Below are 25,140 nucleotides of genomic sequence, written 5' to 3'. Positions count from 1 at the left end.
ACCGTACATCCATGTTCGAATCGCACTGGTGCCAGGCTTAATGCGCATGGCACCGCGCGCCATGTGCGGCTAAAGTAGCGCATCTCTAACGACGAAGGTTTCGCGCCCATGTATCTCGGCATCGACCTCGGCACGTCCGAAGTGAAAGTTCTGCTGCTCGCCTCCACCGGACGCGTGATCGGCACGGCAGGCTCCCCGTTTACCGTTTCGCGTCCGCATCAGCGCTGGGCCGAGCAAAATCCCGAAGACTGGTGGGCCGGTACGCAGAGCGCGCTCGCCGCGTTGCGCGCGAAACATCCGGACGAGTTCGCGCAGATTCGCGGCATCGGCCTGTCGGGGCAGATGCACGGCGCCGTACTGCTGGATGCGGAGGACCGCGTGCTGCGGCCCGCGATTCTGTGGAACGACATGCGCAGCGACAAGGAATGCGCCGAACTCACCGAGCGCGCGCCGGACTTGCATAGCGTGGCCGGCAATCTCGCCATGCCAGGTTTCACCGCGCCGAAATTGCTGTGGGTCGCGCGTCATGAGCCGGATATTTTTGCGCGGACCGCGTGCGTCCTCCTGCCCAAAGATTACTTGCGCATGCAACTGACGGGCGGCAAGGTGTCCGATCCATCGGATGCGGCCGGCACGCTGTGGCTCGACGTCGCCAAACGCGACTGGTCCGATTCGCTGCTCGCGGCCTGCAACATGACACGTGCGCAGATGCCGAACCTCGCCGAAGGCAGCGCGCCGTCCGGCACATTACGGCCCGAAGTCGCGCGCGAATTCGGTTTGAGCGACGGCGTGATCGTCGCGGCGGGCGGCGGCGACAATGCGACGAGCGCGATCGGCATCGGCGCGACGCAACCGGGCGACGGCTTCGTGTCACTCGGCACGTCGGGCGTGTTGTGCGTGGTGGGCGACAGTTTCCGGCCGAACCCGGCATCCGCGGTGCACGCGTTCTGCCACGCGATTCCTGACCGCTGGCATCAGATGAGCGTGGTGTTGTCGGCGGCGAGTTGTCTGCGTTGGGTCTGCAAGCTAACGTCGACCGACGAACCCACGCTGCTCGCCGAAATCGAAGCACTGCCCGCTGACGCGCTCAACACCGCTCCGCTCTTCTTGCCGTATCTGTCCGGTGAACGCACGCCGCACAACGACCCGTATGCGCAGGGCGTGTTCTTCGGGATGACTCACGCGACGGATCGCGCGCTGCTCGGTTATGCGGTGCTCGAAGGCGTGACGCTTGCGCTCACCGACGGCCTGGACGCGCTGCGCGCGGCCGGCACCGAAGCAAAGGCGTTGTCGCTGCTCGGCGGCGGCGCACGCAGCGACTACTGGGCCCAGTTGCTCGCCGACGCACTCGGCACTGCGACGCGCAAGCACGGCGGCGGCGAGACTGGCGCGGCGCTCGGCGCGGCGCGCCTCGGCTGGCTCGCGGCGGGCGGCGATCCGGCCGTGGTGCTCAGCAAACCGCCGATCGAAAAGGAGTTCACGCCGAATCCTCGACGGCATGTTGAACTGCGCGCGCGGCTCGACGCCTATCGCGCGCTGTACCGTCACGTGCGGCCGCTCTTCGACCCGGCGCGGGAACGGCTCGCCTGAGCGCATAACCACAGCGCAAGCCGCAGCCGGCGGCGTCTGAAGGCGAGAGCCGGCTGCTATCATCGGCGCACTTCAAGCGAATCGTCACCGTGCCTAAGTCCACAGAAAAACTAGATCTTGCTACCCGCGCAGCGTGGCTTTACTACGTCGCGGGCAATACTCAGAACGAGATCGCCGAGAAGCTGCAGGTGTCGCGCCCGGTCGCGCAACGTCTCGTTGCCTTTGCCGTCGAAAAGAATCTGATTCGAGTGCGCGTCGATCATCAACTGGCTGACTGCTTGTCCCTCGCCGATCAACTGTCGAAACGCTATGGCCTCGCCATGTGCGAAGTGGTGCCGATCGACAGCGATACGCCGGACGAAGTCGACCGCAAACTGGCGGTGGCCGGCGCACAGGTAATGGAGCGTTACCTCGCCGAGGAAAAGCCAATGGTGGTCGCCGTGAGCAGCGGCCGGACCCTGAAAGCCGCGGTCGATCAGATCGCGCAGCTGGACCGTCCGCAGCACCGGTTGGTATCAATGGTCGGGGCCATCGCCCAGGACGGCTCCTCGAACCGCTACGACGTCGCGCTGCACATTTCGGAGAAGACGGGCGGCAAGCATTTTCTGCTGCCCGCGCCGTTGATCGCCGACAGCGAGGCCGAACGCGCGCAATGGTGCAACCACCGGCTGTATCGGATCGTCGAGTCGCTGTCGGCGCAAGCGGACGTCGCGTTTGTCGGCATTGGCAATATCGGGCCGAAATGCCCGCTGCACGAAGACGGCTTCATTACGTCGGCGGAAGTGAAGGAGTTGATGCAGAACGGCGCGGTGGCCGAAATGCTCGGACTGCCAATCGACGCTGCCGGCGCGCGTGTCGAATCGCCGACCGGCAGGCGCGTGACCAGCATCGAAATCGACTCGCCGCCGCAGCGGCCAACCATCGGCTTCGCCGGAGGCAAGCGCAAGCGCGAAGCGCTGATCGCGGTGCTCAAAGGCGGCTGGCTATCGGGACTCGTCACCGACGAGCTATGCGCGCGGGCGGCGTTGGAGGCTTGAACTGATTTAAGCGCGTTTGAACGTGCTTGGCCGAACGTTCGCGCAGCACCGCTCACGCACCGCGCGCCGCTGCCCATTAAACACAAAATCGCAGGAAGGCAGCGCTCGCCCCTCCCCGCCATCATCAAGCCGCCAGCACTTCGACAATCTTGCGCTGGAACGCCTTGCCTTCACTATCGAACAGATGACAATGCTCGGGCGTCGCGCCGAGCTTCTGCGTCTCGCCCTTCGCATGACGTTCGAGCGGCGGAATGCGCGCGATCAAACCGTCCGGCGCGACGCTCGACTCCGCGTACAGATACGCAGCGTCACCAAGCGATTCGACGGCCATCGTGCGGGCCGAGACGCCGTCGTCGGACATACCCACATGCAGATGCTCGGGACGAATGCCGACCGTCACCTTGTCGCCCTGCTTGACTGAGCCCGGTTCCACCGCGACGCGCTGCGTCTCACCGGTTTCGTAGCGCACGGTCACGCCGTCGTGGGCGACCGATTGCACGACGCCTTCCATGAAGTTCATTTTCGGCGAGCCGATGAAGCCCGCGACAAAACGGTTGGCCGGTGCGTGATACAGCATCGTCGGACTGCCGACCTGCTCGAGATTGCCCGCCGACAGCACGACGATCTTGTCCGCGAGCGTCATCGCTTCGACCTGATCGTGCGTCACGTAGATCATCGTGGTCTTCAGTTCGTCATGCAGACGCGCGAATTCCAGACGCATTTTCACGCGCAACGCCGCGTCGAGATTCGACAGCGGTTCGTCGAACAGAAACACCTTGGGCTTGCGCGTGATCGCGCGGCCGATTGCAACGCGCTGACGCTGACCGCCCGATAGCTGCTTGGGCTTGCGGTCGAGTAGATGATCGATATGCAGGATCTTCGCCGCGTTGCGCACGGCCGCGTCGATCTCCGGCTTCTTCGTGCCGGCGAGCTTGAGCCCGAACGCCATGTTGTCGTACAGCGTCATATGCGGATACAGCGCGTACGACTGAAACACCATCGCAATGCCGCGCTTGGCGGGCGGCACGTCGTTCATGCGTGTGCCGTCGATGGTGAGGTCGCCGCCGCTGATGTCCTCGAGGCCGGCGATCATCCGCATCAGTGTCGATTTACCGCAACCGCTCGGGCCCACGAACACGACGAACTCGCCGTCCGCGATGTCGAGGTTGATGTCGCGCATCACCTCAGTGTCGTCGTAGGCCTTCCGGATGTTGCGCAGAGTTACGCTTGCCATGATGTGTCTCCGTGTAATGCTCTGTGTTGCTTGTGTGTTGCTACGCGTTGCCTGTGCGTGAACTGCGTTTTCGCTTACGGCGCCGCTGCCGTCGTGCTCAGCGTCCATTGCGCGACCAGTTCGGGCAACTGCTGCATGTCGTCGAATACGTGACGTGCACCGGCTGCATGCAGCTTGTCGATCTGCGCGTCGCTTGCATGACCGCCGCCGATGAAGCCGAGCACCGTCATGCCCGCCGCGCTCGCCGCCGTTACGCCGGTGACGCTGTCCTCGACCACAAGGCACGCCGACGGCGCGAGCCGCAAGCCCATCGCCGCCGCCAGATAGACATCGGGCGCGGGCTTCGGATTGGCCACTGCGTCGGCGCAAAAAAGACGGTCGCCGAAAAATTTCACGAGACCCGTCCGTGCAAGAACAGTCTCCACGTAAGGCCGAAAACTGTTGCTCGCGCAACCCTTGATAAGCGGCACCTGGGCCAGCGCCTGCTCGATGCCCTCCACTGCCGGTGCCTGCATCGCGGCCGCTTCCACAGAGCGGCGAATCGCGTCGATGTCATCCAGACCGAGGCTTTTGCCGAGCTGCATCGCCGTGCCTTCCAGCACGCTTTCGATGCGCAATCCGAGGAGCGGCAGCACAACCTGTTCGACATCGGCGCCGGGCCAGCGCGCTTCGAGTTCATGCACGAGCATGCGCGCAGCCACCGCTTCGCTGTCGATCAATACACCGTCGCAATCGCAGATCAGCGCGAAATTCCCTGCACTCGTGCCTGCCGTCATTTGACCGCCCCGAACGTGAGGCCGCGCACGAGCTGCTTCTGCGACAGCCAGCCGACGATCAGGATCGGCGCCACCGCAAGCAGCGAAGCGGCGGACAGCTTCGCCCAGAACAGGCCCTCAGGACTCGAGTACGACGCAATGAAAACAGTGAGCGGCGCGGCGTTCGAGCTCGACAGGTTGATGCTCCAGAACGCTTCGTTCCACGAAAGGATCACGAGCAGCAGCGCAGTGGAAGCGAGTCCGGGCAGCGCCATCGGCATCAGCAGATAGACGATTTCCTGCCACGTCGCCGCGCCGTCAATGCGGCCCGCCTCGAGAATGTCGCGTGGAATTTCAGCGAAATACGTAAACGACATCCACACCGCAATCGGCAGATTGATCAGCGTATAGACGATCACGAGACCGGACACCGTATCGAGCAAGCCGCTGTTTTTCCACAGCAGATAGATCGGCACCAGCACGCCGACCGACGGCATCATCTTTGTGGACAGCATCCACAGCAGCACTTTTTGCGTGCGCCGCGTGGGGAAGAACGCCATCGCATACGCCGCCGGCACGGCGAGAATCAGACACAGCACCGTCACGCCGACGGAGATCAGAATTGAGTTCCACGCGAACGAAAAGTAGTTGCTGCGCGCGAACACCTCGCGGAAGCTGTCGAACGTCGGCGTAAAAAATAGCGACGACGAATACGCCTGCTGCTCGGTCTTGAAAGCGGTGATCGTCATCCAGAAGATCGGGAAGAACAGCAGCAACGCGACGAGCCAGGCAATCACGCCGGGAATGCCGCGGCGGATCGCGGCGAATGGCGACTTCGCCGGCACGGTCATGGGCGTCGTGGTCGACGCCGGAGTAGAGGCAACGTGGCTCATTTTTCGTACTCCCCTTTGAGGTTCTTCGCGAGCATCCGCACGAGGAAGAACGACACGATATTGGCCAGCACGACAGCGAGAATGCCGCCCGCCGATGCGAGACCGACGTCGAACTGTTGCAGGCCGAGCGAATAGATCAGGTACGACAGGTTGGTGGTCGCAGTGCCAGGACCGCCGCCGGTCGTCGTATAGATCTCAGCGAAAATGGACAGCAGGAAAATCGTCTCCATCATCACCACCACGGCAATTGCACGTCTCAGGTGCGGCAGTGTGATGTAGAAGAACATCGCGAATGGACCCGCTCCGTCGATGCGCGCCGCTTCCTTCTGCTCCTGGTCGAGCGACTGGATTGCCGTGAACAGAATCAGAAACGCGAACGGCAGCCATTGCCACGCGACGATCATGATGACCGCCGTCAACGGATATTCGGCGAACCAGTCGATCGGCTGCATGCCGATTGCACGCATGCCGCTCGCTATCAGGCCATACACCGGATGCAGGATCATGTTCTTCCAGATCAGCGCGCTGACGGTCGGCATCACGAAGAACGGCGCGATGGCAAGCAGCCGCGCGATGCCCTGGCCATAAAACTTGCGATCGAACAGGATCGCCATCAGCACGCCGCCGACCACGGTGATCACCAGCACGGACACGATCAGTTCAAGCGTGTGGCCGATCGACGGACCGAACGACGGATCACTGGCCAGGAACTGATAGTTGTCGAAACCGGCGAAACCCTTCAGATCTGGATTCAACAGGTTATAGCGCGAGAACGAAAACCAGATCGTCATCGCGAGCGGAATCGTCATCCACAGCAGCAGAACCGCAACCGACGGCGACACGAGCCAGCGGGCGGAATTGGCTTTGCGGACTTCGCGTTCCTTTTCTGTCTGGGGATGGGCATGCATGAGAGGCAGGCGCAGAGGACGCATGATTGACCACCTGTTCGGTAATGCGCGGGCGGCACGAACCGCAAGAATCGCCATATCGCTATCAATACGAAGCGGCGCTGCGGCGTATGCGCGGCCGTGACGGCCCGCTGTACTGCGTGAGCCGGCTGACGGGCGCCAGCCGGCGCGTGCCACGTAACTTGAGTGGCGAGCTTTCCGATTTACTTCTTCGTTACTTCTGGTATCCGGCCTGCTTCACCGCACGATCCGCGGTGGCCTGGCCCGCTGCCAGCGCCTGATCGACCGTCATCTGACCGGCAATTGCACCGGAGATGCTCTGACCGACCACGGTGCCGAACGACTGGAATTCAGGTATCCCAACGAATTGCACACCGGTGTACGGCACGGGCTTCGCCGTCGGATGTTCCGGATCGGCCGTTTCGATCGCCTTCAGCACGAAATCGCCGAACGGTGCAGCCTGCTTGTACTCGGGGCGCGCGTACGTCGATTGACGCGTTCCCGGCGGCACCGAGGCCCAGCCTTCGTCCTTCGCGACGAGTTCGATGTACTGCTTCGAGGTAGCCCACGCAATGAATTTCTTCGCCGCGTCAGCCTGCTTCGACGACTTCGGAATCGCCAGCGCCCACGCCCACAGCCAGTGCGAACCTTTCGGCGTGACCGCCACCGGCGCCGCGGCAAAGCCAACCTTGTCCGCGATCTGCGACTGCTGCTTGTTGTACAGCATGCCGGCTGCCACCGTGGCGTCGATCCACATCGCGCACTTGCCCGACGACATCAGCGTGAGGTTTTCGTTGAAGCCGTTCGAGCTTGCTCCCGGCGGGCCGTCCTTTTTCAGCAGATCGACGTAGAACGTGATCGCCTTCTTCCATTCCGGCGACGTGAGTTGCGCGTGCCACTTCTCGTCGAACCAGCGTCCGCCGAATGTGTTCACTACGGTCGTGCCATACGCCATGTTTTCGCCCCAGCCCGCCTTGCCGCGCAAGCAGATGCCGTACATGCCGTTGGCTTTGTCGGTGAGCTTGTCGGCGAACTGCGCGATCTGGTCGTAGGTCGGCTGATCGGGCATTTTCAGGCCCTTCGCCGCGAACAGGTCCTTGCGGTAATACGTCATGGAACTTTCGACGTAAAACGGCAGCGCGTACAACTGGCCGCCTGCGGAGAGGCCGTCGCGCGCGGTCTTCACCACGTCGTTCAGATCATAATCGGCGGGCAGGTTCGTAAGCGGCGTGAGCCAGCCGCGCTTGCCCCATTGCGGCGTTTCGTATGCGCCGATCGTCATCACGTCGAACTGGCCGCTGCCGGTCGTGATGTCGGTCGTGGCGCGCTGACGCAGCACGTTTTCTTCGAGAATCACCCAGTTCAGCTTGATGTCCGGATTCGCCTTTTCGAATTCGGGCGACAGCTTCTTCAGCTCGATCATGTCCGGATTGTTCAGCGTCGCGATCGTCACCGTGGCCGCCGACGCGCTCAGCGCAAAGCATGCAGCGGCGCCGACGCTAGCCGCCTTTAGCGCGGATTTGAGGGCTGGTTTCATGTGTTGTCTCCTTTCTCGTGCGTTATGTAATGCTGCGTTTGTTCTACGAAAATGACGCTGGATAACGCGGGTCAGCCGCTCAACTCATCCAGTTGCCGCCGTCGACGTTCAGGGTTTGCGCGGTGATGTAGTCTGCATCCGCGGACGCGAGAAACAGGGCCGCGCCGGTCAGGTCGTCGGGCACGCCCATGCGTCCGAGCGGCACCGCTTCACCGACGAGGCGCTTCTTCTCGCCCAACGGCCGGTTTTCATAGCGGGCGAAAAGCGCATCGACTTCGTTCCACATCGGCGTATCGACGACACCCGGCGCGATGCCGTTCACATTGATCTTGTTCGGCGCGAGCGCCAATGCCGCGGATTGCGTGTAGCTGAGTACAGCGGCCTTGGTCGCGCAGTAATGCGACACGAGCGCTTCGCCGCGCCGCCCTGCTTGCGACGACATATTGATGATCTTGCCGCCGCGGCCTTGCTTGACCATCTGCCGCGCGACGGCTTGCATCAGGAAAAACATGCCCTTCACGTTGACCGCGAAGAGGCGGTCGAACACGTCCCAGGATTCATCGAGGATCGGGCGCATGTCGAATAGCGCCGCATTGTTGAACAGAATGTCGACGCGGCCGAAGCGCTCCAGCGTGCTCGCCACGATCCGCTCGATGTCCTCGCGGCGCGTGACGTCGGCGCTGACTGTGAGCACGCGCTCGCCGTATGAGGCGCGCAGCGTGTCGCCGAAACTGTCCGCCGGCTTCACGTCGACCAGCACGCATTGCGCGCCTTCGTCCAGATAGCGCCGCGCCACGGCTTCACCGATTCCGCTTGCCGCGCCCGTCAGGATGGCCACCTTGTCTTGCAATCGTGCCGCCACTGCTTGTCTCCGGTTCGTTTCGCTTTTCGAAGCGCGGTGAGCGAACGCTCGTTGCGCGATCAATTGCTCTGTTTGTGATCGAATGATCGGATACGCACCGGGTCATGTCAAGGCGCGCAATCAGATTTCGATGGTGCAGCGCGGAACAATCCTGCCGGGCGCTTGCCCGCTATTCAGGCTCTCTCTGTGACAAAAATTGGAGATACGTTATATCATTGCGACCTCACTTCACGACCCGCCCTTGCGTGGGCATCAGTTCACCGACAGGAGCTCGCCCTGATGGCTACATCGATGGCAGAACATCACGCCATGCGGCTGGCGCACGCCGAAGCGCACGCTGCGTTGCACGGCTTGTCGCTCACGCCGCTGCGCCGGCAGGTGTATGCGGCGATCGTCGCGAGCGAACGGCCTGTCGGCGCCTATGAGTTGCTGGATGCGCTGAAACCGCAGCGCGGCCGCGTGCCGCCGACCACCGTCTACCGTGCGCTCGACTTTTTGCTCGCGCACGGCTTCGTCCATCGCATCGAGTCGAAGAACGCGTACGTCGCCTGCTGCGAAGTCGGCGTGCCGCATTGCAGCCAGTTTCTGATTTGCGACGGCTGCGGCGCGACCGTCGAAATTCCCGGCGACGGCCTCGCCGAACAGTTGTCGCATAGCCCGCCGGCACACGGCTTCGAGGTCCACCGCCAGGTCGTCGAATTGAGCGGGCTGTGCGCGCTTTGCGCCCGCGCGTCGCGGTCCTCGGCATCGGCGTCGGCGTCGGCATGAAGTCCAGCGCCCTCACGTTTGTGATTCATTCAACCCTCACGCAACAGCACACACAATGAAGAAGACCCGCACGATGTTGCTCTCGAAATATGTCGCCGCAGTCACAGCCGCCTTCGCGTTAAGCCAAGCCGCCTTTGCCGCGGATGCGAAAATCCCCGTGGTCGCCGCGGAAAACTTCTACGGCGACGTAGTGCAGCAACTGGGCGGCGATCGTGTCGACGTGACGAGCATTCTCAGCAATCCGGACCAGGACCCGCATCTGTTCGAAGCCAGTCCGAAGACGGCGCGCGCGTTGCAGCATGCGAGCCTTGTGGTCTACAACGGCGCCGACTACGATCCGTGGATGGCAAAATTGCTGGCGGCGTCGAAGGGCACAAAGCGCACGACGATCGTTGCCGCAGAACTCACCGGCAAGAAGAGCGGCGACAATCCGCATCTCTGGTATGACCCGGCCACCATGCCCAAGGTGGCGCGCGCGGTGAGCGAGGCGCTCGTCGCGGCTGACCCGGCGCACAAGTCGGCGTACGATGCGAACCTCGCAAAGTTTCTGGATTCGCTGAAACCGGTGGACGCGAAGGTCGCCGAACTGCATGGCCGCTATGCCGGCACGCCGGTCACGGCAACGGAACCGGTGTTCGGCTATATGTCGGATGCAGTCGGCCTCACCATGCGCAATCTACGCTTCCAGATGGCGACCATGAACGACACTGAAGCAAGCGCGGCCGATATCGCCGCGTTCGAACGCGATCTGCGCGAAAGGCGCGTGCGCGCTCTCATCTATAACAGCCAGGCAACCGAGGCCCTGACCAAACGCATGTTGAAACTCGCGCAGCAATCGAAGGTACCGAGCGTGAGCGTCACCGAGACCGAACCCGCCGGCAACAGCTATCAGACGTGGATGCTCTCGCAGCTCGATGCGCTCGGCGCCGCGCTCGCCAAAGGCGATGCGGGCAGCGCGAATGCGGCAGCCTCGGGCATCAAAGGAAAAACGCAATGAATGAAACTGGCCGCGGTACGCCAGCCAGCATGCCCGCGAGCGGACCGACGAGCGCGCTCGGCCAGGCGCCTGTGCTCGAACTCGAACATGTCACGCTGGAACTCGGCGGCCGCACGATCTTGCGCGACACCGGTTTCGTCGTGAATCAGGGCGAATTCATCGGCGTGCTCGGGCCGAACGGCGCCGGCAAGACCACGCTGATGCGCGCCGTGCTCGGCCTCGTGCCGGCGGCAAGCGGCGCGATCCGCGTGCTGGGGCAGCCGGTCGAACGCGGCAACGCGTCGATCGGTTATATGCCGCAGACGCGCACTGCGCTCGCCGGACGACGCGTGCGTGGCCGCGATTTCGTCGCGATGGCGGCCGACGGCCACCGCTGGGGCTTGCCTCTCTCGGACGCCAGAACACGTGCCGATGTCGAGCGCGTGCTCGATCTGGTGGGCGGCCGCAAGCTCGCCGAGCGGCCGTTGTCGGAACTCTCGGGCGGCGAGCGTCAACGCTTGCTGCTCGCGCAATGCCTGCTCGGCGATCCGAAACTGCTGTTGCTCGATGAACCGCTGATCAGCCTCGACCCGCATCATCAGAAAAGCGTGGTCGAACTCGTGCGGCGCGTGCAGCACGAACTTGGCATTGCCGTGCTGTTCTCGGCACACGAACTGAATCCGCTCCTGAACTCGCTGGATCGGGTGCTGTATCTCGGCAGCGGCGTGGCGGCCCTCGGCACCGTCGATGAAGTCATCACGCGGCCCGTGCTGTCGCGCCTCTATGGTTCGCCGATCGACGTGATGCGTGTGAACGGCCGCATCTTCGTGATGTCGGGCGGCGTCGAAGTGGAAAAGCACGATCACGAGCACGAACACGACGAGGATGGCGGCCACTCGCATTCGCACGGGCATTCGCATGGACATGCCCACGATCATTCACACGAACACGACTCCCGCGACGGACACACGCACGATGTTTGAATACGACTTCATGGTGAACGCGTTCGCGGCGTCGGGGATCGTCGCGGTGCTCGCGGGTGTGGTCGGCTATTTTCTCGTGATGCGCGGACAAACGTTCGCGGGCCACGCGCTGTCGCACGTCGGCTTCACCGGCGCGACCGGCGCGGTGCTGATCGGCATTTCGCCGATCTGGGGGATGATTGGCTTCACGCTCGCGGCGGGCGTCGGCATGGGCGCGCTCGGCGAACGCCTCGCCGGACGCGACGTGGCCATCGGCGTGATCCTGTCGCTGTCGCTCGGCTTCGGCCTGCTGTTTCTGCACTTCTTTACCGCCTACGCGACGCAAGTCACGGCACTGCTGTTCGGCAATGTGCTCGGCGTAAATGAATCGACGCTAGGCGTGCTTGCGGCCTTGGGCGTGGTCAGTCTGCTGGCGCTCGCGGCGATCATGCGGCCCTTGCTGTTTGCTTCGTTGCAGCCGGAACTGGCCGAAGCGAAGGGCGTGTCGTTGCGTCTCGTGTCCGTGCTGTTTCTCGCGATTGCCGCCCTCGCGGTGGCCGCGTGCACGCAGATCGTCGGCGTGCTGCTGGTATTCACGCTGATGGTCGGCCCCGCCGCCGCCGCGCAAAACATGACGACGCGGCTTTCGGCCGGCCTTGTGCTGGCCGCTGTGTTCGCGTTACTGCAAGCGTGGCTTGGGCTCACGCTCGCGTTCTACACCGATTGGCCGACGAGCTTCTGGATCACCGCGCTGTCGGCGGTGGTGTATGGCGGGAGTTTGCTGAAGCGTCGGTAACGTTCAGCGCGTTGAATGAGTTGCATGCGCTTGATGCGATAGCGGCCCGCAAAGGCGCCGCCATCGGCATCAGGAAATGTCAGCCGAGCAACACCTTCGCATGATGCGCGATGTGATCCTCGATGAAGGTCGAGATGAAGTAATAGCCGTGGTCATAACCCGCATGACGGCGCAACGTCAGCGGCTGGCCCGCGTCGCGGCACGCAGCTTCAAACACGTCGGGGTACAACTGCTCCGCGAGAAACTGGTCCGCGAGTCCCTGATCGACCAGAATCCCCTCCTCGAATTTGTGCGACGCGTGTGCCACCAGTTCGCTAGCGTCGTACTGCTTCCACGCTTCGCGGTCTTCGCCGAGATAACCGCTGAACGCTTTCTCGCCCCACGGGCAGCGCGTGGGCGCGACAATCGGCGCGAACGCCGACACGGAACGATAGATCTCCGGATTGCGCAGCGCCAACATCAACGCGCCGTGGCCGCCCATCGAATGACCGAAGATGCCGAGCCTTGAACCGTCGACGGGCAGTTCGTTCACCACCGTTTCGCGCAACTCGTCACGCACATACGAGTACATCCGATAGTGCCGCGCCCAGGGTTCCTGCGTTGCATCGACATAAAAGCCCGCGCCCACGCCGAAGTCCCACGCGGCACTTTCGCCCGGCACGCCCGCGCCGCGCGGGCTCGTGTCCGGCGCGACGAGCGCAACGCCATGGTGCGCGGCGAAGCGCTGCGCGCCGGCCTTGATCGCAAAGGTCTCTTCCGTGCAGGTCAGCCCCGCGAGATAGAACAGTGCCGGCACCTTCGCGTTCGCCTGCAAGGCCTGCGGCGGCAGATACACCGAGAAGCGCATCGGCAGGCCGATGGTCTGCGATTCATGCCGGTAAAAACGCTGTTCGCCGCCATGGCAGGCGTGCGACGACAGTAGCTCAAGCATCGTCTTGCTCCTTGTTGGTCGCTTTCAGTGAGGCGCGTTAATACAGCACGACCGAGCGGATCGATTCGCCCTTCTTCATCAGATCGAAGCCTTCGTTGATGCGCTCGAGCGGCAGACGGTGGGTAATCAGATCGTCGATATTGATCTTGCCTTCCATGTACCAGTCGACGATCTTCGGCACGTCGGTCCGGCCACGCGCACCGCCGAACGCCGAGCCCTTCCACTCGCGGCCCGTGACGAGCTGGAACGGACGCGTACTGATCTCCTCGCCCGCCGCCGCCACGCCGATGATGAACGACTGGCCCCAGCCCTTATGCGTGCATTCGAGCGCCTGGCGCATCACCTTCGTATTGCCGATGCATTCGAACGAATAATCGGCGCCGCCATCGGTGAGCTGCACAATGTGATCGACCACGTTCTCCACTTCGTTCGGGTTGATGAAGTGCGTCATGCCGAACTTCTTCGCCAGTTCGACGCGACCCGGATTCAGATCGACGCCGATGATCTTGTCCGCGCCGACCATCTTCGCGCCCTGGATCACATTCAGACCGATGCCGCCGAGCCCGAACACGACCACATTCGCACCGGCCTCGACCTTCGCTGAATACACGACCGCACCGACACCGGTCGTCACGCCGCAGCCGATGTAGCAGATCTTGTCGAACGGCGCATCTTCACGCACTTTCGCGACTGCGATTTCCGGCACGACGATGTAATTCGAAAACGTGGACGTGCCCATGTAATGAAACAACGGCTTGCCGTCCAGCGAGAAGCGCGATGTCGCGTCCGGCATCAACCCCTTGCCCTGCGTCGAGCGGATCGCCTGACACAGGTTGGTCTTGCGCGACAGGCAAAACTTGCACTGACGGCATTCCGGCGTGTAAAGCGGAATGACGTGGTCGCCCTTCTTCAGGGTGCCGACACCCGGCCCCGTATCGACGATCACGCCGGCGCCTTCGTGGCCGAGAATCGCCGGGAAAATGCCTTCGGGGTCGGCGCCCGAGAGCGTGTAGTAATCAGTGTGGCAGATGCCCGTCGCTTTCACTTCGATCAGCACTTCACCTGCACGCGGTCCTTCGAGATCGACTTCCTCGATCGTCAACGGTGCGCCGGCTTTCCATGCGATTGCTGCTTTGGTCTTCATCGTGAATGCTCCTGTGAGTCTGTGAATGCGACGCGCGTCGCGGTGTACTGCCTTGCGGCGCGCGAATATGCGGGTTCAAGCTGCGGTCGATGCCAGTGCCGCGCGAGCCATAGCCTAACGCGGGAAAAGCGTCATGGTATTGCAAAGTGCGCCGCGGCAATGTCATCAGGTGACATGGCCGCTTTTCTCGCGAGACGCCGGCGCGTCGAACCAAGTTTCGACGCGGCCATACAGATCGAGAAAACGCGCGTAACGTTCGGCGAGCGCCGCATCGTCTCGCGGGCTCGCCACGTGTGTCGCGCCGGGCGCGAGTGCGGCGAGATCGTGCACATGCCAGTGGCCGCTCGCGATGCCCGCGAGAATGGCCGCGCCGCGCGGCGCGGCATTCGGACAATCGACCGCATGCAGCTCGGCATTCAGCGCATCGGCGAGCAACTGGCGCCAGCGTGCATCGACGGAACCACCTCCCGCCAGCTTCAATGTCGTTACGGTTGCGCCGCTCGCGCGAATGGCGTCGAGCCCAGCGCGCAGCGAAAAGGCGACGCCTTCGAACGCGGCCCGCATCATCGCGCCACGCGTGTGATCGAGAGCGAGGCCGAGCCAGCCGCCACGCGCCGCCGGATTGAGCCACGGAGTGCGCTCGCCTGTGAGGTACGGGAGGAAGGTTAGTGGCGCCGTTGGGGTTCCGTTGGCGCCGCCGCTGGCGTTGGCGTTCATGCCCGATGCGAGGCGGGCGTGATCGCCTAACGCGTCACCAAACGCATCGCTGTAGGCATCGGCCCATTCATACGACAGCCATCCGCGCACACGTTCCAGCGCGATGCCGACGTTTTGCATCGCCGCCATCCGATACCAGTGATCGCTCGCCGCCCGATAGCGATGCAAGCCCTTGAGCGCCGCAGGCTCCTGTTCGGCGAGCACGACGATCTGCCCACCGGTGCCGGTGGTGAGCAGCGCGTCGCCGTCGCGTGCAAGTCCGCTGCCCAGCGCGGCGCACGGCGTGTCGGCGGCGCCGGTCGCGAGCACGATGCCCGCACGCAGACCCAAGGCCTGAGCGGCGTCCGGCGACAACACCCCGGCGGCTGCATACGACGGCCCCAACGGCGCGAACCATTCATGCGGAATGCCGAGCCTCAGGAGCAACGCCGCATCCCAGACACCATCCGGATCGGCGAGTGCCGTTGCGCAGGCGTCGGACGGATCGGTGGCCACCACGCCGCCGAGCGCGACCCGCAGCCAGTCTTTCGGTTGCAGCGCCCAGCGCGTGCGGCGCGCGGACTCCGGTTCGTGCCGCACGATCCAGCGCAGCAACGGGCCCGCCATGCCGGGCGCGACCGGATTCGGCTGCGGCTCCGGCCACCCGTCGAGCAAAGCAAGCGCGCGCGTGTCGGGCCACAGCATCGCCGGCCGCACGGCCTCGCCCGCTTCGTCGATCAACACGACGCCGTGCATCTGCCCGGAAAAACCGATCGCCTTCACCTCGCGACGCAATCCGTCGGGCAAGCGCGCCGCCGCTTCGCAGAGCGCGCGCCACCACGTTTGCACGGACGTTTCCGCCCAACCCGCGTGCGGCGTCTCGAGTGCATAAGCGACGCTCGCGACAGCCTGCTCACGACCGTCTTCGTCGACGATTGCGACTTTGAGGGAACCTGTGCCGAGGTCGATGCCGAGAAAGCTCATGGGCGATAGCGTGTCGTCAGTTGAGGCATGAGTATGAGCACGCCGATGCTGCGGGAAGCGCGTATCTTTGCCGGCCGCGCGTGCTGTGAGACGTGGCGCGGCCACGAGCTGAAACGCCGCGAATCGCGGGTTAACCCCGCCACGCCGGAAGCCGCATCAAAACACCACTATGCGCGCGCCCGGATACACCGCATGGATTCTCACATATATCGCACCAGCTCGGGCACACCGCGCGGCTCGCCGCGCATCGCGGCCGCAAGGGGCTGACCGCCGATGAAACCGCCGCGCGCTCTGATTTCGGCTCTCAAAGCGGGCTCGCGCATATCGTCACCGGGAATGCCGGAATAGGCGCCAGCGGTCTTGTTGCGCTTTTTCATCCCCGATACCTTGGAGTCCATCCCAAAACTAGATGGTGGAGAGAGACGATATGCAATCGAACACGGTTCACGCGTGCGACGAGCGGCTGCCCGCGGGCCAGTTGCTCACCCTCGGCATTCAGCACGTCCTGGTCATGTACGCGGGCGCGGTCGCTGTGCCGCTGATCGTCGGCGCGGCGCTCAAGCTGCCTAAAGACCAGATCGCGTTCCTGATCAGCGCCGACCTGTTCTCGTGCGGCATCGCCACGTTGATCCAGACGCTCGGCCTATGGATCTTCGGCATCCGTCTGCCGGTCATCATGGGTTGCACATTCGCGGCGGTCGGTCCGATGGTCGCGATCGGCACCAATCCGTCGCTCGGCATTCTCGACATTTTCGGCTCGACGATCGCCGCCGGCGTGATCGGCATCCTGCTTGCGCCCGCCGTCGGCAAGCTGTTGCGCTTCTTCCCGCCGGTGGTGATCGGCGTGGTGATCTCGGTGATCGGCCTGTCGCTGATGGGCGTCGGCATCGACTGGGCGGCCGGCGGCGTGGGCAATCCCGACTACGGCAACCCGGTCTACCTCGGCCTGTCGCTGCTCGTGCTGATGCTGATTCTGCTCATCAACAAGTTTGCCAAGGGCTTCATCGCGAATATTTCAGTGCTGCTCGGCATTGTCGCGGGCTTCGCGATCGCGCTGGCGCTCGGCCGCGTCAACATGGAAGGCGTAACGCACGCGCCGTGGGTCGGCTTCGTGATGCCATTCCACTTCGGCCTGCCGCACTTCGATCCGTTGTCGATCGCGACGATGGTCACCGTGATGTTCGTCACGTTCATTGAATCGACGGGCATGTTCCTCGCAGTCGGCGATATGGTCGATCGTCCGGTCGATCAGAAAACGCTGGTGCGCGGCCTGCGAGTGGATGGGCTCGGCACGCTGGTCGGCGGCATCTTCAACTCGTTTCCGCATACGTCGTTCTCACAGAACGTTGGCCTGATCGGCGTGACGGGCGTGAAGAGCCGCTTTGTCTGCGCGATGGGCGGCGTCATTCTCGTGCTTCTCGGCCTGTTCCCGAAGATGGCGCAAGTGGTCGCCTCGGTGCCGGCCTTCGTGCTCGGCGGCGCGGGCATCGTGATGTTCGGCATGGTCGCGGCCAACGGCATCAAGGTGTTGTCGAAGGTGGACTTCGTGAAGAATCACCACAACCTGTTCATCGTCGCGGTGAGTATCGGTCTGGGTCTCGTGCCGGTTGTATCGCCGCACTTCTTTTCGAAGCTGCCGGCCGCGTTATCGCCGCTGCTGCATAGCGGGATTCTGCTGGCTTCCGTGTCCGCGGTCGGGCTGAACCTGATTTTCAACGGCGTGAAGAACGAGAAGAAAGCGCAGTGCGAAATCCGCAAAGCAGGCCATGATTTCGACGGACGCAGCGGCAGTGAAACGCAGCGCGATGAGATGCTGCGTGCGGCGGATCTGCATTGAAGCGCCGTCCTGGTGAATCGATGAGTTGGTGAATCGGTGAACCGGTGAGCTTGACCGGCAACGCGGCGCGCGCGACATGATCGCCCTGGCGCACCGCGGACAAAAAAACGCCACGGCATGCCGTGGCGTTTCTGCTTTTCGGTTGAGCTGCTACAACGCTCAACCCGCGGTAGCAGCCGAAGCCGCCTTCGGCGCGCTTGCCGCGCCGTAGTCGACCGGCGCGTCAGCCGGACGGGGCTGATCGCCGCTATGCTCGATCCAGCCGCCGCCGAGCGCCTGGTACAGTGTGACCAGGTTCTGCAGACGCTCCATGCGCGCGGTAATCAACGACTGCTGCGACGAATACAGATCAGTCTGCGCGGTCAGCACCGACAGATAACTGTCGACGCCGTTCGTATAACGCAGATTCGACAGATCCAGCCGGCGCTGTTGCGCAAACGTGTTGCGCTCGAGCGACTGGATCTGCTGGTCGTACGTGCCGCGCGCGGCCAGCGCATCCGCCACTTCGCGGAAGGCCGTCTGGATCGCCTTTTCATACGTGGCGATCTGGACGTTTTTCTGGATGTTGGCAAGATCGAGGTTGGCCTTGTTCTCGCCGCCTTCGAAAATCGGCAGCGTGATCGACGGCGCGAAACTCCACGCCGCCGAACCCGGCTTGAACAATCCGCCGAGCGTCGGGCTCAACGTGCCGAAGCTGCCCGTCAGAGAAACCTTCGGGAAGAAGGCCGCACGCGCCGCGCCGATATTCGCGTTGGCCGCGAGCAGGTTCTCCTCCGCCTCCATGATGTCCGGACGACGCGTCAGCAGATCGGACGGCAGACCCGCCGGAATATCCGTGAGCAGGTTCTGATCGCTCAGCGTGAGCCCCGGCGGCAGATCGGCCGGCAACGGCTCGCCGAGCAGCAGGACCAGCGCGTTCTCCGCCTGAGCCCGCAAACGTTCCTGCGACTGCAGGTTCGCGCCCGCTTGCTCGACCACGGTCTCTGCCTGGCGCAGATCGAGTTCCGAACCCGTGCCGTTGTCGAACTGCAGCTTCGTGATGCGGTATGACTCCTGCGCCGTCTTCAGCGTGCCTTGCGTGACGTTCAGCAGATCGTCGAGTTCGAGCACCGTCAGATACTGGTTCGCGACCTGCGAGACCAGCGCGATTTCAGCCGCCTTGCGCGCCTGAGCCGTGGACAGGTATTGAGCCAACGCCTGATCCTTCAGGCTTTGAATGCGCCCGAAGAAGTCGATTTCCCACGAAGCGTTCAGACCCACCGAATACGAGTTCGAGATCGTATTGCCGAACACGGACAGGTTCTTCGGCGTGCGCGATTTGCTTTGCGAAGCCGCAGCATCGAGCGTCGGGAACAGGCCCGCACCGACGATCCGGAACTGCGCCTGCGACGCCTGCATGTTCAGCACCGACACGCGCAGATCGCGGTTGTTCTTCAGCGCGATGTCGATCAGCCGCTGCATGCGCGGATCGACGAAGAAATCGCGCCAGCCGATGTCTGCCGCGGCCTGGCCGTTCGCGCTGCGCGCGCCGGCCCCGCCAGGCTGGGCCGCACCGGGCTGCGTCTCGTACACGCCGCCGGTCGGGAAGGTGTTCGTCACCGGCGCGGCGGGGCGCTCGTACTTCGGCGCCATCGTGCAACCGGCGGCGAGGAACGCGACCGCCACTGCAATCAAAGAGTGTTTTTGCATCTCAATGTCCGTCCTTGCCCGAGCCAATGCTGTCCGACCCGGCAGCTGTCCCGCCGCCTTGCGGATCATGCGGATGGTGCTGGTTGTAGTGTGCGAGCGCCTCGTCCGGGTCTTCCTTCTCGCCGCCGAACTTCGCGCGAATCACCACGAAGAACATCGGGATCATGAAAATCGCGAGGAAGGTCGCCGTCAACATACCGCCGATCACGCCCGTACCGATTGCGTGCTGGCTGGCCGAGCCGGCGCCGTTACTGATCGCGAGCGGCATCACGCCGAGAATGAACGCGAGCGAGGTCATCAGAATCGGACGCAACCGCAGACGCGCTGCTTCCAGCGCGGCCTCGATCGGGCCCATTCCCTCACTCTGCTGCAACTCGCGTGCGAATTCGACGATCAGAATCGCGTTCTTCGCCGACAGCCCCACCGTAGTCAAGAGACCGACCTGGAAGAACACGTCGTTCTCGAGCCCGCGCAGCGTAGCGGCCAGCAGTGCGCCGATCACGCCGAGCGGCACCACCATGATCACTGAGAACGGGATCGACCAGCTTTCGTACAGCGCCGCGAGACACAGGAACACGACGAGGATCGAGATGCCGTACAGGATCGGCGCCTGCGAACCCGACTGGCGTTCCTGCAGCGACAGACCCGTCCATTCGTAGCCCACGCCAGCGGGCAGCTTCGCAACGAGTGCTTCCATCGCCGTCATTGCCTGACCGGTCGACTTGCCCGGCGCGGCCGCGCCCTGGATTTCCACCGCGGAAATACCGTTGTAACGCTCGAGCTTCGGCGAACCGTAGGTCCACTGGCCGCTTGCGAACGACGAGAACGGCACCATGCCACCCGCCGTGTTGCGCACGTACCAGGCGTTAAGGTCTTCCGGCTTCATGCGGAACGGTGCATCGCCCTGCATGTACACCTTCTTGATCCGGCCATCGGTATCGAGGAAGTTGTTCACGTATTGCGAGGCCCACGCGATCGAGAACGTCTGGTCGATCGCGGACAGCGACACGCCCAGCGCGGATGCCTTTTCGTGGTCGATCCTCACCTTGAACTGCGGCGTATCGTTCAGGCCGTTCGGACGCACCTGAGCCAGCGTCGGATCTTGCGCCGCCATGCCGAGCAGCATGTTGCGTGCTTGCATCAGCTTTTCGTGGCCGACGCCCGCGCGATCCTGCAACTCGAAGTCGAAGCCCGCGGCCGTGCCGAGTTCGGGAATCGACGGCGGATTCACCGGATATACCAGCGCGCCCTTGTAGCTGCCGAAGTGCATGAAGAGGCGGCCCACCAGCGCCTGCACCTTCTGATCGGCGTGCTGACGCTGCGCGTAATCCTTCATCCGCACGAACACGAGACCGGCGTTCTGACCGCGACCCGCGAAGCTGAAGCCGTTCACCGTGAAGGTGGATTCGACGATCGCCTTCTCGCCGTCGAGCAGATAGTCGGAGACGTCCTTCAGCGCGCGCGCCGTGGTTTCCTGCGTCGAGCCGGACGGCGTCTGCACCAGCACGAACATGGTGCCCTGGTCTTCATCGGGCAGGAACGACTTCGGCAATTTCACAAACAGCAGGCCCACCGCGAAGATCACCACCATGTAGATGATGAGCCAGCGGCCCGAGCGCTTGATCACGTGGTGCACGCCCGAGTGGTACTTGTCGCGGCTCTTGTTGAAGTTCCGGTTGAACCAGCCGAAGAAGCCCTTCTTCTCTTCGTGATGACCTTGTGGAATCGGCTTGAGGATCGTCGCGCACAAAGCCGGCGTCAGAATCAACGCGACCAGCACGGACAGCACCATGGCTGCCACAATCGTCAGCGAGAACTGCCGGTAAATAGCGCCGACCGAACCGCCGGAGAACGCCACCGGCACGAATACCGCCGACAGTACGAGCGCGACGCCGATCAGCGCGCCGGTAATCTGGTCCATCGCCTTGCGGGTGGCGTCACGAGGCGACAAGCCCTCCTCCGCCATCACCCGCTCGACGTTTTCCACCACCACGATCGCGTCGTCCACCAGCAGGCCGATTGCCAGCACGAGGCCGAACATGGACAGCGTGTTGATCGAGAAGCCCACCATGCTCATGATCGCGAACGTGCCCAGCAGCACCACCGGCACGGCGATCGTGGGGATCAGCGTGGCGCGCAGGTTCTGCAGGAACAGGTACATGACCAGGAACACCAGCACGATACCTTCGAGCAGCGTCTTGACCACTTCCTCGATCGACAGACGCACGAACGGCGTAGTGTCGTACGGGTACTTCACGACGAGACCGTGCGGGAAGTACTTCGACAACTCGTCGATCTTTGCGCGCACTGCCTTCGCCGTGGCCAGTGCATTCGCGCCCGTGGCTAGCTGAATACCGAAGCCCGCGGTCGGCTGACCGTTGTACTTGGTGTCGAAGTTATAGTTTTCGCCACCCAGCTCGACGCGCGCCACGTCCTTGATACGGACCTGCGAGCCGTCAGGATTGACCTTGAGCAGCACGTTGCCGAACTGTTCAGGCGTATTGAGCAACGTGGCTTCCGTGATGGTCGCCTGCAGCACCTGGCCCTGCACCGACGGCGTGCCGCCGAGCGAGCCGCCCGCGACCTGCACGTTCTGCGCCTGCAACGCGGTCTGCACATCCACCGGCGTCAAGCCGAAGTTGGTCAGCTTGTTAGCGTCGAGCCACAGGCGCATGGCGTACTGCGAGCCGAACAGCGTGACCGTGCCCACGCCGTCGATACGGCTAACCGGGTCCTGAATGTTCGACGCCACGTAGTTCGCGAGGTCGTACTTGTTCATGCTGCCGTCTTCGGACACGAACGCCATGACCAGCAGGAAGCTGCTGCTCGACTTCGTGACCTTCGTACCCAACTGCTGCACCGCTTGCGGCAGCAACGGAGTGGCGAGCTGCAGCTTGTTCTGCACCTGCACCTGCGCGATGTCAGGATTGGTGCCGGCCGCGAACGTCAGTGTGATGGTTGCCGTACCCGAGTCGTCCGACGTGGACGACAGATACAGCAAGTGGTCAAGACCACTCATCTGCTGCTCGATCACCTGCGTGACGGTGTTTTCGACCGTCTTCGCCGAAGCGCCCGGATAGGTTGCGCTGATCTGCACAGCCGGCGGCGCGATCGTCGGGTATTGCGCGATCGGCAATGTGAACACCGACGCGATACCCGCGAGCATCAGAATGATGGCGATCACCCATGCAAAAATCGGGCGATCAATGAAGAACTTTGCCATGTGGCGGGCTCCCTGTTATTACGCGCCCGATGCAGCGGAGGCAGGTTGAGCCGTCTGCGCGCTGCCGCTGGCGGCCGGCGAACCTTGAGCGGCTGCGCCGGAGGCGGGTGTAGTGGGAAGTTGCGCGGCGACTGCCTTGACCTGCATGCCCGGTTTCGCCTTGTCGGTGCCCTGCACGATCACGCGGTCACCGGCTTTCAGGCCGCTCTCGACCACCCAGTTCGAACCGTACGTGCCCGAGGTGACGAGCTGACGTAACGCGACCTTGCTGTCGTCCGCGACGACCAGCGCGGTCGGCTGACCCTTCTGGTCGTGCGTGATGCCGACTTGCGGCACGACGAGCGCGTTCTCGTTTACGCCTTCCTCGATCTTCGCGCGCACGAACATGCCCGGCAGCAGCACCTTGTCCTTGTTCCGGAAGATTGCGCGGACCGTGACCGAACCGGTGCCCTGGTCGACCGTCACGTCGGTGAACTGCAGCTTGCCCTTTTCCGAATACGTGCGGCCGTCTTCGAGGATCAGCGAAACCTTCGCGGCGTCAGGACCGTTCGTCTTCAGACGCCCTTCCTGCATCTCGCGGCGCAGCTTCAGGCCGTCGAGGCTCGATTGCGTCAGGTCCACATAGACCGGATCGAGTTGCTGGACGGTGGCGAGCAGCGTCGCGGCGCTTGCCTGCACATAGGCGCCCGGCGTGACTTGGGACACGCCGATCTGGCCCGTCACCGGCGAAGTCACGTCCGTATAGCCGAGGTTGATCTGCGCGGTCTCGACTGCCGCCTTGCCGGCGGCGACGTCGGCGGCGGCCTGCCCTTGCGCAGCCACTGCGTTGTCATAGTCCTGCTTGCTGACCGCATTGGCGGCAACCAGCACCTTGTAGCGATTGGCCTGCGCGGTGGTGGACGCGAGGTTGGCCTGCGCCTTGGCAAGCGTCGCCTTCGCGTTGTTCAGGGTGGCGATGTACGGCGCCGGATCGATCTTGTACAGACGCTGGCCCGCCTTGACCTGGCCACCTTCGGTGAACTCGCGGCGCAGCACGATGCCGTCGACCCGCGCACGCACTTGCGCGACGAGGAAGGCGCTGGTGCGGCCCGGCAATTCGGTGACGACAGGTACGGTAGTCGGCTGGACGGTGACGACGCCAACTTCGGGCGTCTGTTGCGGCGGGGCAGATTGTTTTGGTCCGCATGCTGCCAGCAATACGGCAGCCGTCGCGGCACTGATTAAGCGGAATGGAACCCGTTCGACGCGCATGGAGCGACCTCTGTCTAGGACTGAGAATGAAAAAGTGCGCGCATCCCTACCCCGGGGACGACAGCGCACACATGCGTCTTGCGACGCTCGACCGGAAGCCCATGGATGCATACCGAAGCTGCGAGGCACCCTGGGCGACATGCGCCATACCGGGAAATGCCGCACGGCGCCGTCCGTTGAAAGCACGGCGCAAGAGCGTTTTGAAAGGCAACAGTGACGGATATTAACCGGTCGTCACAGCTTGGGCTATCCGATCGTGGGGTGCTATTATATATACATTCACGAATGGATGTAAAAGTACGTTACTTCTCTTACGGGGCGGGGGCCCGCAAGAAAGCTTCGCCAAAGACTCCGAAGCAAACGGATTGTCATCGAGCGTACTTAAAAGTGCTCGGGAAAACCCCATAATCAGGGCAGGTCACACAAATATGGTCCGAAGAACCAAAGAAGAAGCGCTGGAGACGCGCAACAGCATTCTCGACGCAGCTGAGCAGGTCTTTTTCGAAAAGGGTGTGTCACGCACGTCGCTCGCGGACATCGCGCAGGCGGCAGGCGTCACACGCGGCGCCATTTACTGGCATTTCTCGCACAAGAGCGATCTGTTCACCGAAATGTTCGACCGCGTGCTGCTGCCGCTGGACGAACTCAAAGCCGCGTCGCTGGATCCCAATGAGCCCGATCCGCTTGGGCGTCTGATGCAAATCTGCATCGTCTGTCTGCGCGATACCGCGAACGACCCACGCCGCCGCCGCGTGTTCGACATCCTGTTTCTGAAGTGCGAGCTGGTCGAAGAGATGGGACCGGTGATGGTCCGCTATCAGACCAACATGCGCGAGGCGCTGACGAAGATCGAAGGCGGCTTGCGCAACGCGATCTCGAAGGGACAGTTGCCCGTGAATCTGGATACGAAGCTGGCCGCGGCCATGGTGCACGCGTTTGTCAGCGGCTCGTTGCGCGACATGCTTTTTTTACCCGATGCAACGGATTTCGCCGCACTCGGGGAACGGATGGTCGAAGGCATCTTCGACGCGCTGCGCTCGAGTACGGCACTGCGCAAGTGAATGCCG

21 protein-coding genes are annotated in these 25,140 nt (G+C 63.2%); 8 read left to right on the top strand and 13 right to left on the bottom strand.

From position 1 onward, the window contains the following. The first annotated feature begins 108 nt into the window (after positions 1-108). Together xylB and C0Z16_RS09575 are read left to right on the top strand one after the other, a co-directional pair. Positions 109-1,590 (top strand): xylulokinase, encoded by a 1,482-nt coding sequence (xylB, locus tag C0Z16_RS09580; RefSeq protein WP_102631908.1) that lies wholly within the window; start codon positions 109-111, stop codon positions 1,588-1,590. Between the two features lie 89 nt (positions 1,591-1,679). After that, positions 1,680-2,627 (top strand): sugar-binding transcriptional regulator, encoded by a 948-nt coding sequence (locus C0Z16_RS09575; RefSeq protein WP_102631907.1) that lies wholly within the window; start codon positions 1,680-1,682, stop codon positions 2,625-2,627. Positions 2,628-2,751: 124 nt separating this feature from the next. Here C0Z16_RS09575 and C0Z16_RS09570 read toward each other — a convergent pair whose 3' ends face one another. The 6 genes from C0Z16_RS09570 to C0Z16_RS09545 all read right to left on the bottom strand — a co-directional run bounded on the left by C0Z16_RS09570 (position 2,752) and on the right by C0Z16_RS09545 (position 8,816). Next, positions 2,752-3,861: an ABC transporter ATP-binding protein gene (locus C0Z16_RS09570; protein ID WP_102631906.1), complete on the bottom strand. Its 1,110-nt coding sequence runs from the start codon at positions 3,859-3,861 to the stop codon at positions 2,752-2,754. 74 nt (positions 3,862-3,935) lie between these two features. Then, positions 3,936-4,637, bottom strand: a complete 702-nt coding sequence (locus C0Z16_RS09565) for an HAD family hydrolase (RefSeq protein WP_102631905.1) — start codon at positions 4,635-4,637, stop codon at positions 3,936-3,938. Then, positions 4,634-5,467: a carbohydrate ABC transporter permease gene (locus C0Z16_RS09560; RefSeq protein WP_027802807.1), complete on the bottom strand. Its 834-nt coding sequence runs from the start codon at positions 5,465-5,467 to the stop codon at positions 4,634-4,636. Before C0Z16_RS09560 ends, C0Z16_RS09565 begins: the two co-directional genes overlap by 4 nt. 38 nt (positions 5,468-5,505) lie before the next feature. Continuing rightward, complete coding sequence (locus C0Z16_RS09555) at positions 5,506-6,441, bottom strand: carbohydrate ABC transporter permease (RefSeq protein WP_102632006.1); 936 nt, start codon at positions 6,439-6,441, stop codon at positions 5,506-5,508. A gap of 190 nt (positions 6,442-6,631) precedes the next feature. Further along, complete coding sequence (locus tag C0Z16_RS09550; RefSeq protein WP_102631903.1) at positions 6,632-7,954, bottom strand: ABC transporter substrate-binding protein; 1,323 nt, start codon at positions 7,952-7,954, stop codon at positions 6,632-6,634. A gap of 79 nt (positions 7,955-8,033) precedes the next feature. Continuing rightward, a complete protein-coding gene (locus C0Z16_RS09545) occupies positions 8,034-8,816 on the bottom strand; it encodes an L-iditol 2-dehydrogenase (RefSeq protein WP_102631902.1) in 783 nt (260 codons plus the stop codon). Positions 8,817-9,095: 279 nt separating this feature from the next. Between C0Z16_RS09545 and C0Z16_RS09540 the strand changes: the two genes are divergently transcribed. Genes C0Z16_RS09540 through C0Z16_RS09525 form a run of 4 tightly spaced genes read left to right on the top strand, consistent with a single transcriptional unit; the run spans position 9,096 to position 12,318 of the window. After that, positions 9,096-9,584 (top strand): Fur family transcriptional regulator, encoded by a 489-nt coding sequence (locus C0Z16_RS09540; RefSeq protein ID WP_102631901.1) that lies wholly within the window; start codon positions 9,096-9,098, stop codon positions 9,582-9,584. Positions 9,585-9,639: 55 nt separating this feature from the next. Next, a complete protein-coding gene (locus C0Z16_RS09535; RefSeq protein ID WP_102631900.1) occupies positions 9,640-10,581 on the top strand; it encodes a metal ABC transporter solute-binding protein in 942 nt (313 codons plus the stop codon). Next, positions 10,578-11,543, top strand: coding sequence for an ABC transporter ATP-binding protein (locus C0Z16_RS09530; protein ID WP_175130624.1), 966 nt, complete (start codon positions 10,578-10,580; stop codon positions 11,541-11,543). The genes C0Z16_RS09535 and C0Z16_RS09530 overlap by 4 nt, the downstream gene beginning before the upstream one ends. Continuing rightward, positions 11,536-12,318, top strand: a complete 783-nt coding sequence (locus tag C0Z16_RS09525; protein ID WP_102631899.1) for a metal ABC transporter permease — start codon at positions 11,536-11,538, stop codon at positions 12,316-12,318. The genes C0Z16_RS09530 and C0Z16_RS09525 overlap by 8 nt, the downstream gene beginning before the upstream one ends. 79 nt (positions 12,319-12,397) lie before the next feature. Here the strand turns inward: C0Z16_RS09525 and fghA are convergent, their stop codons facing one another. The 4 genes from fghA to C0Z16_RS09505 all read right to left on the bottom strand — a co-directional run bounded on the left by fghA (position 12,398) and on the right by C0Z16_RS09505 (position 16,450). Beyond that, positions 12,398-13,249, bottom strand: a complete 852-nt coding sequence (fghA, locus tag C0Z16_RS09520) for an S-formylglutathione hydrolase (protein WP_102631898.1) — start codon at positions 13,247-13,249, stop codon at positions 12,398-12,400. Between the two features lie 37 nt (positions 13,250-13,286). Next, positions 13,287-14,393 (bottom strand): S-(hydroxymethyl)glutathione dehydrogenase/class III alcohol dehydrogenase, encoded by a 1,107-nt coding sequence (locus tag C0Z16_RS09515; RefSeq protein WP_042321278.1) that lies wholly within the window; start codon positions 14,391-14,393, stop codon positions 13,287-13,289. Positions 14,394-14,558: 165 nt separating this feature from the next. Beyond that, entirely contained in the window at positions 14,559-16,073 is a 1,515-nt protein-coding gene (locus C0Z16_RS09510) for a xylulokinase (protein WP_102631897.1), read from the bottom strand. 200 nt (positions 16,074-16,273) lie between these two features. Continuing rightward, positions 16,274-16,450 carry a prephenate dehydrogenase gene (locus tag C0Z16_RS09505; protein ID WP_244201207.1) on the bottom strand — a complete coding sequence of 59 codons (177 nt, stop codon included), beginning with the start codon at positions 16,448-16,450 and terminating at the stop codon, positions 16,274-16,276. Positions 16,451-16,500: 50 nt separating this feature from the next. On the opposite strand from C0Z16_RS09505, the gene C0Z16_RS09500 reads away from it, so the two are divergent. Next, positions 16,501-17,910 carry a nucleobase:cation symporter-2 family protein gene (locus C0Z16_RS09500; RefSeq protein ID WP_102631895.1) on the top strand — a complete coding sequence of 470 codons (1,410 nt, stop codon included), beginning with the start codon at positions 16,501-16,503 and terminating at the stop codon, positions 17,908-17,910. A 159-nt stretch (positions 17,911-18,069) separates the two neighbouring features. On the opposite strand, the gene C0Z16_RS09495 is transcribed toward C0Z16_RS09500, so the two are convergent. The 3 genes from C0Z16_RS09495 to C0Z16_RS09485 are packed head-to-tail and all read right to left on the bottom strand — an operon-like array spanning position 18,070 to position 24,073. After that, positions 18,070-19,599, bottom strand: coding sequence for an efflux transporter outer membrane subunit (locus C0Z16_RS09495; protein WP_102631894.1), 1,530 nt, complete (start codon positions 19,597-19,599; stop codon positions 18,070-18,072). 1 nt (position 19,600) lies between these two features. Continuing rightward, positions 19,601-22,822 carry an efflux RND transporter permease subunit gene (locus C0Z16_RS09490; RefSeq protein ID WP_102631893.1) on the bottom strand — a complete coding sequence of 1,074 codons (3,222 nt, stop codon included), beginning with the start codon at positions 22,820-22,822 and terminating at the stop codon, positions 19,601-19,603. A gap of 18 nt (positions 22,823-22,840) precedes the next feature. Next, positions 22,841-24,073, bottom strand: coding sequence for an efflux RND transporter periplasmic adaptor subunit (locus C0Z16_RS09485; RefSeq protein ID WP_102631892.1), 1,233 nt, complete (start codon positions 24,071-24,073; stop codon positions 22,841-22,843). Positions 24,074-24,501: 428 nt separating this feature from the next. On the opposite strand from C0Z16_RS09485, the gene C0Z16_RS09480 reads away from it, so the two are divergent. Then, positions 24,502-25,134, top strand: coding sequence for a TetR family transcriptional regulator (locus C0Z16_RS09480; RefSeq protein ID WP_102631891.1), 633 nt, complete (start codon positions 24,502-24,504; stop codon positions 25,132-25,134). Positions 25,135-25,140 lie beyond the last annotated feature (6 nt).

The sequence above is a fragment of the Paraburkholderia rhynchosiae genome (assembly GCF_002879865.1).
In the GTDB taxonomy this organism is placed as follows: Bacteria; Pseudomonadota; Gammaproteobacteria; order Burkholderiales; family Burkholderiaceae; genus Paraburkholderia; species Paraburkholderia rhynchosiae.
The sequence above is the reverse complement of the archived record's forward strand: the minus strand, read 5'-3'. Positions and strand labels throughout refer to the sequence as shown.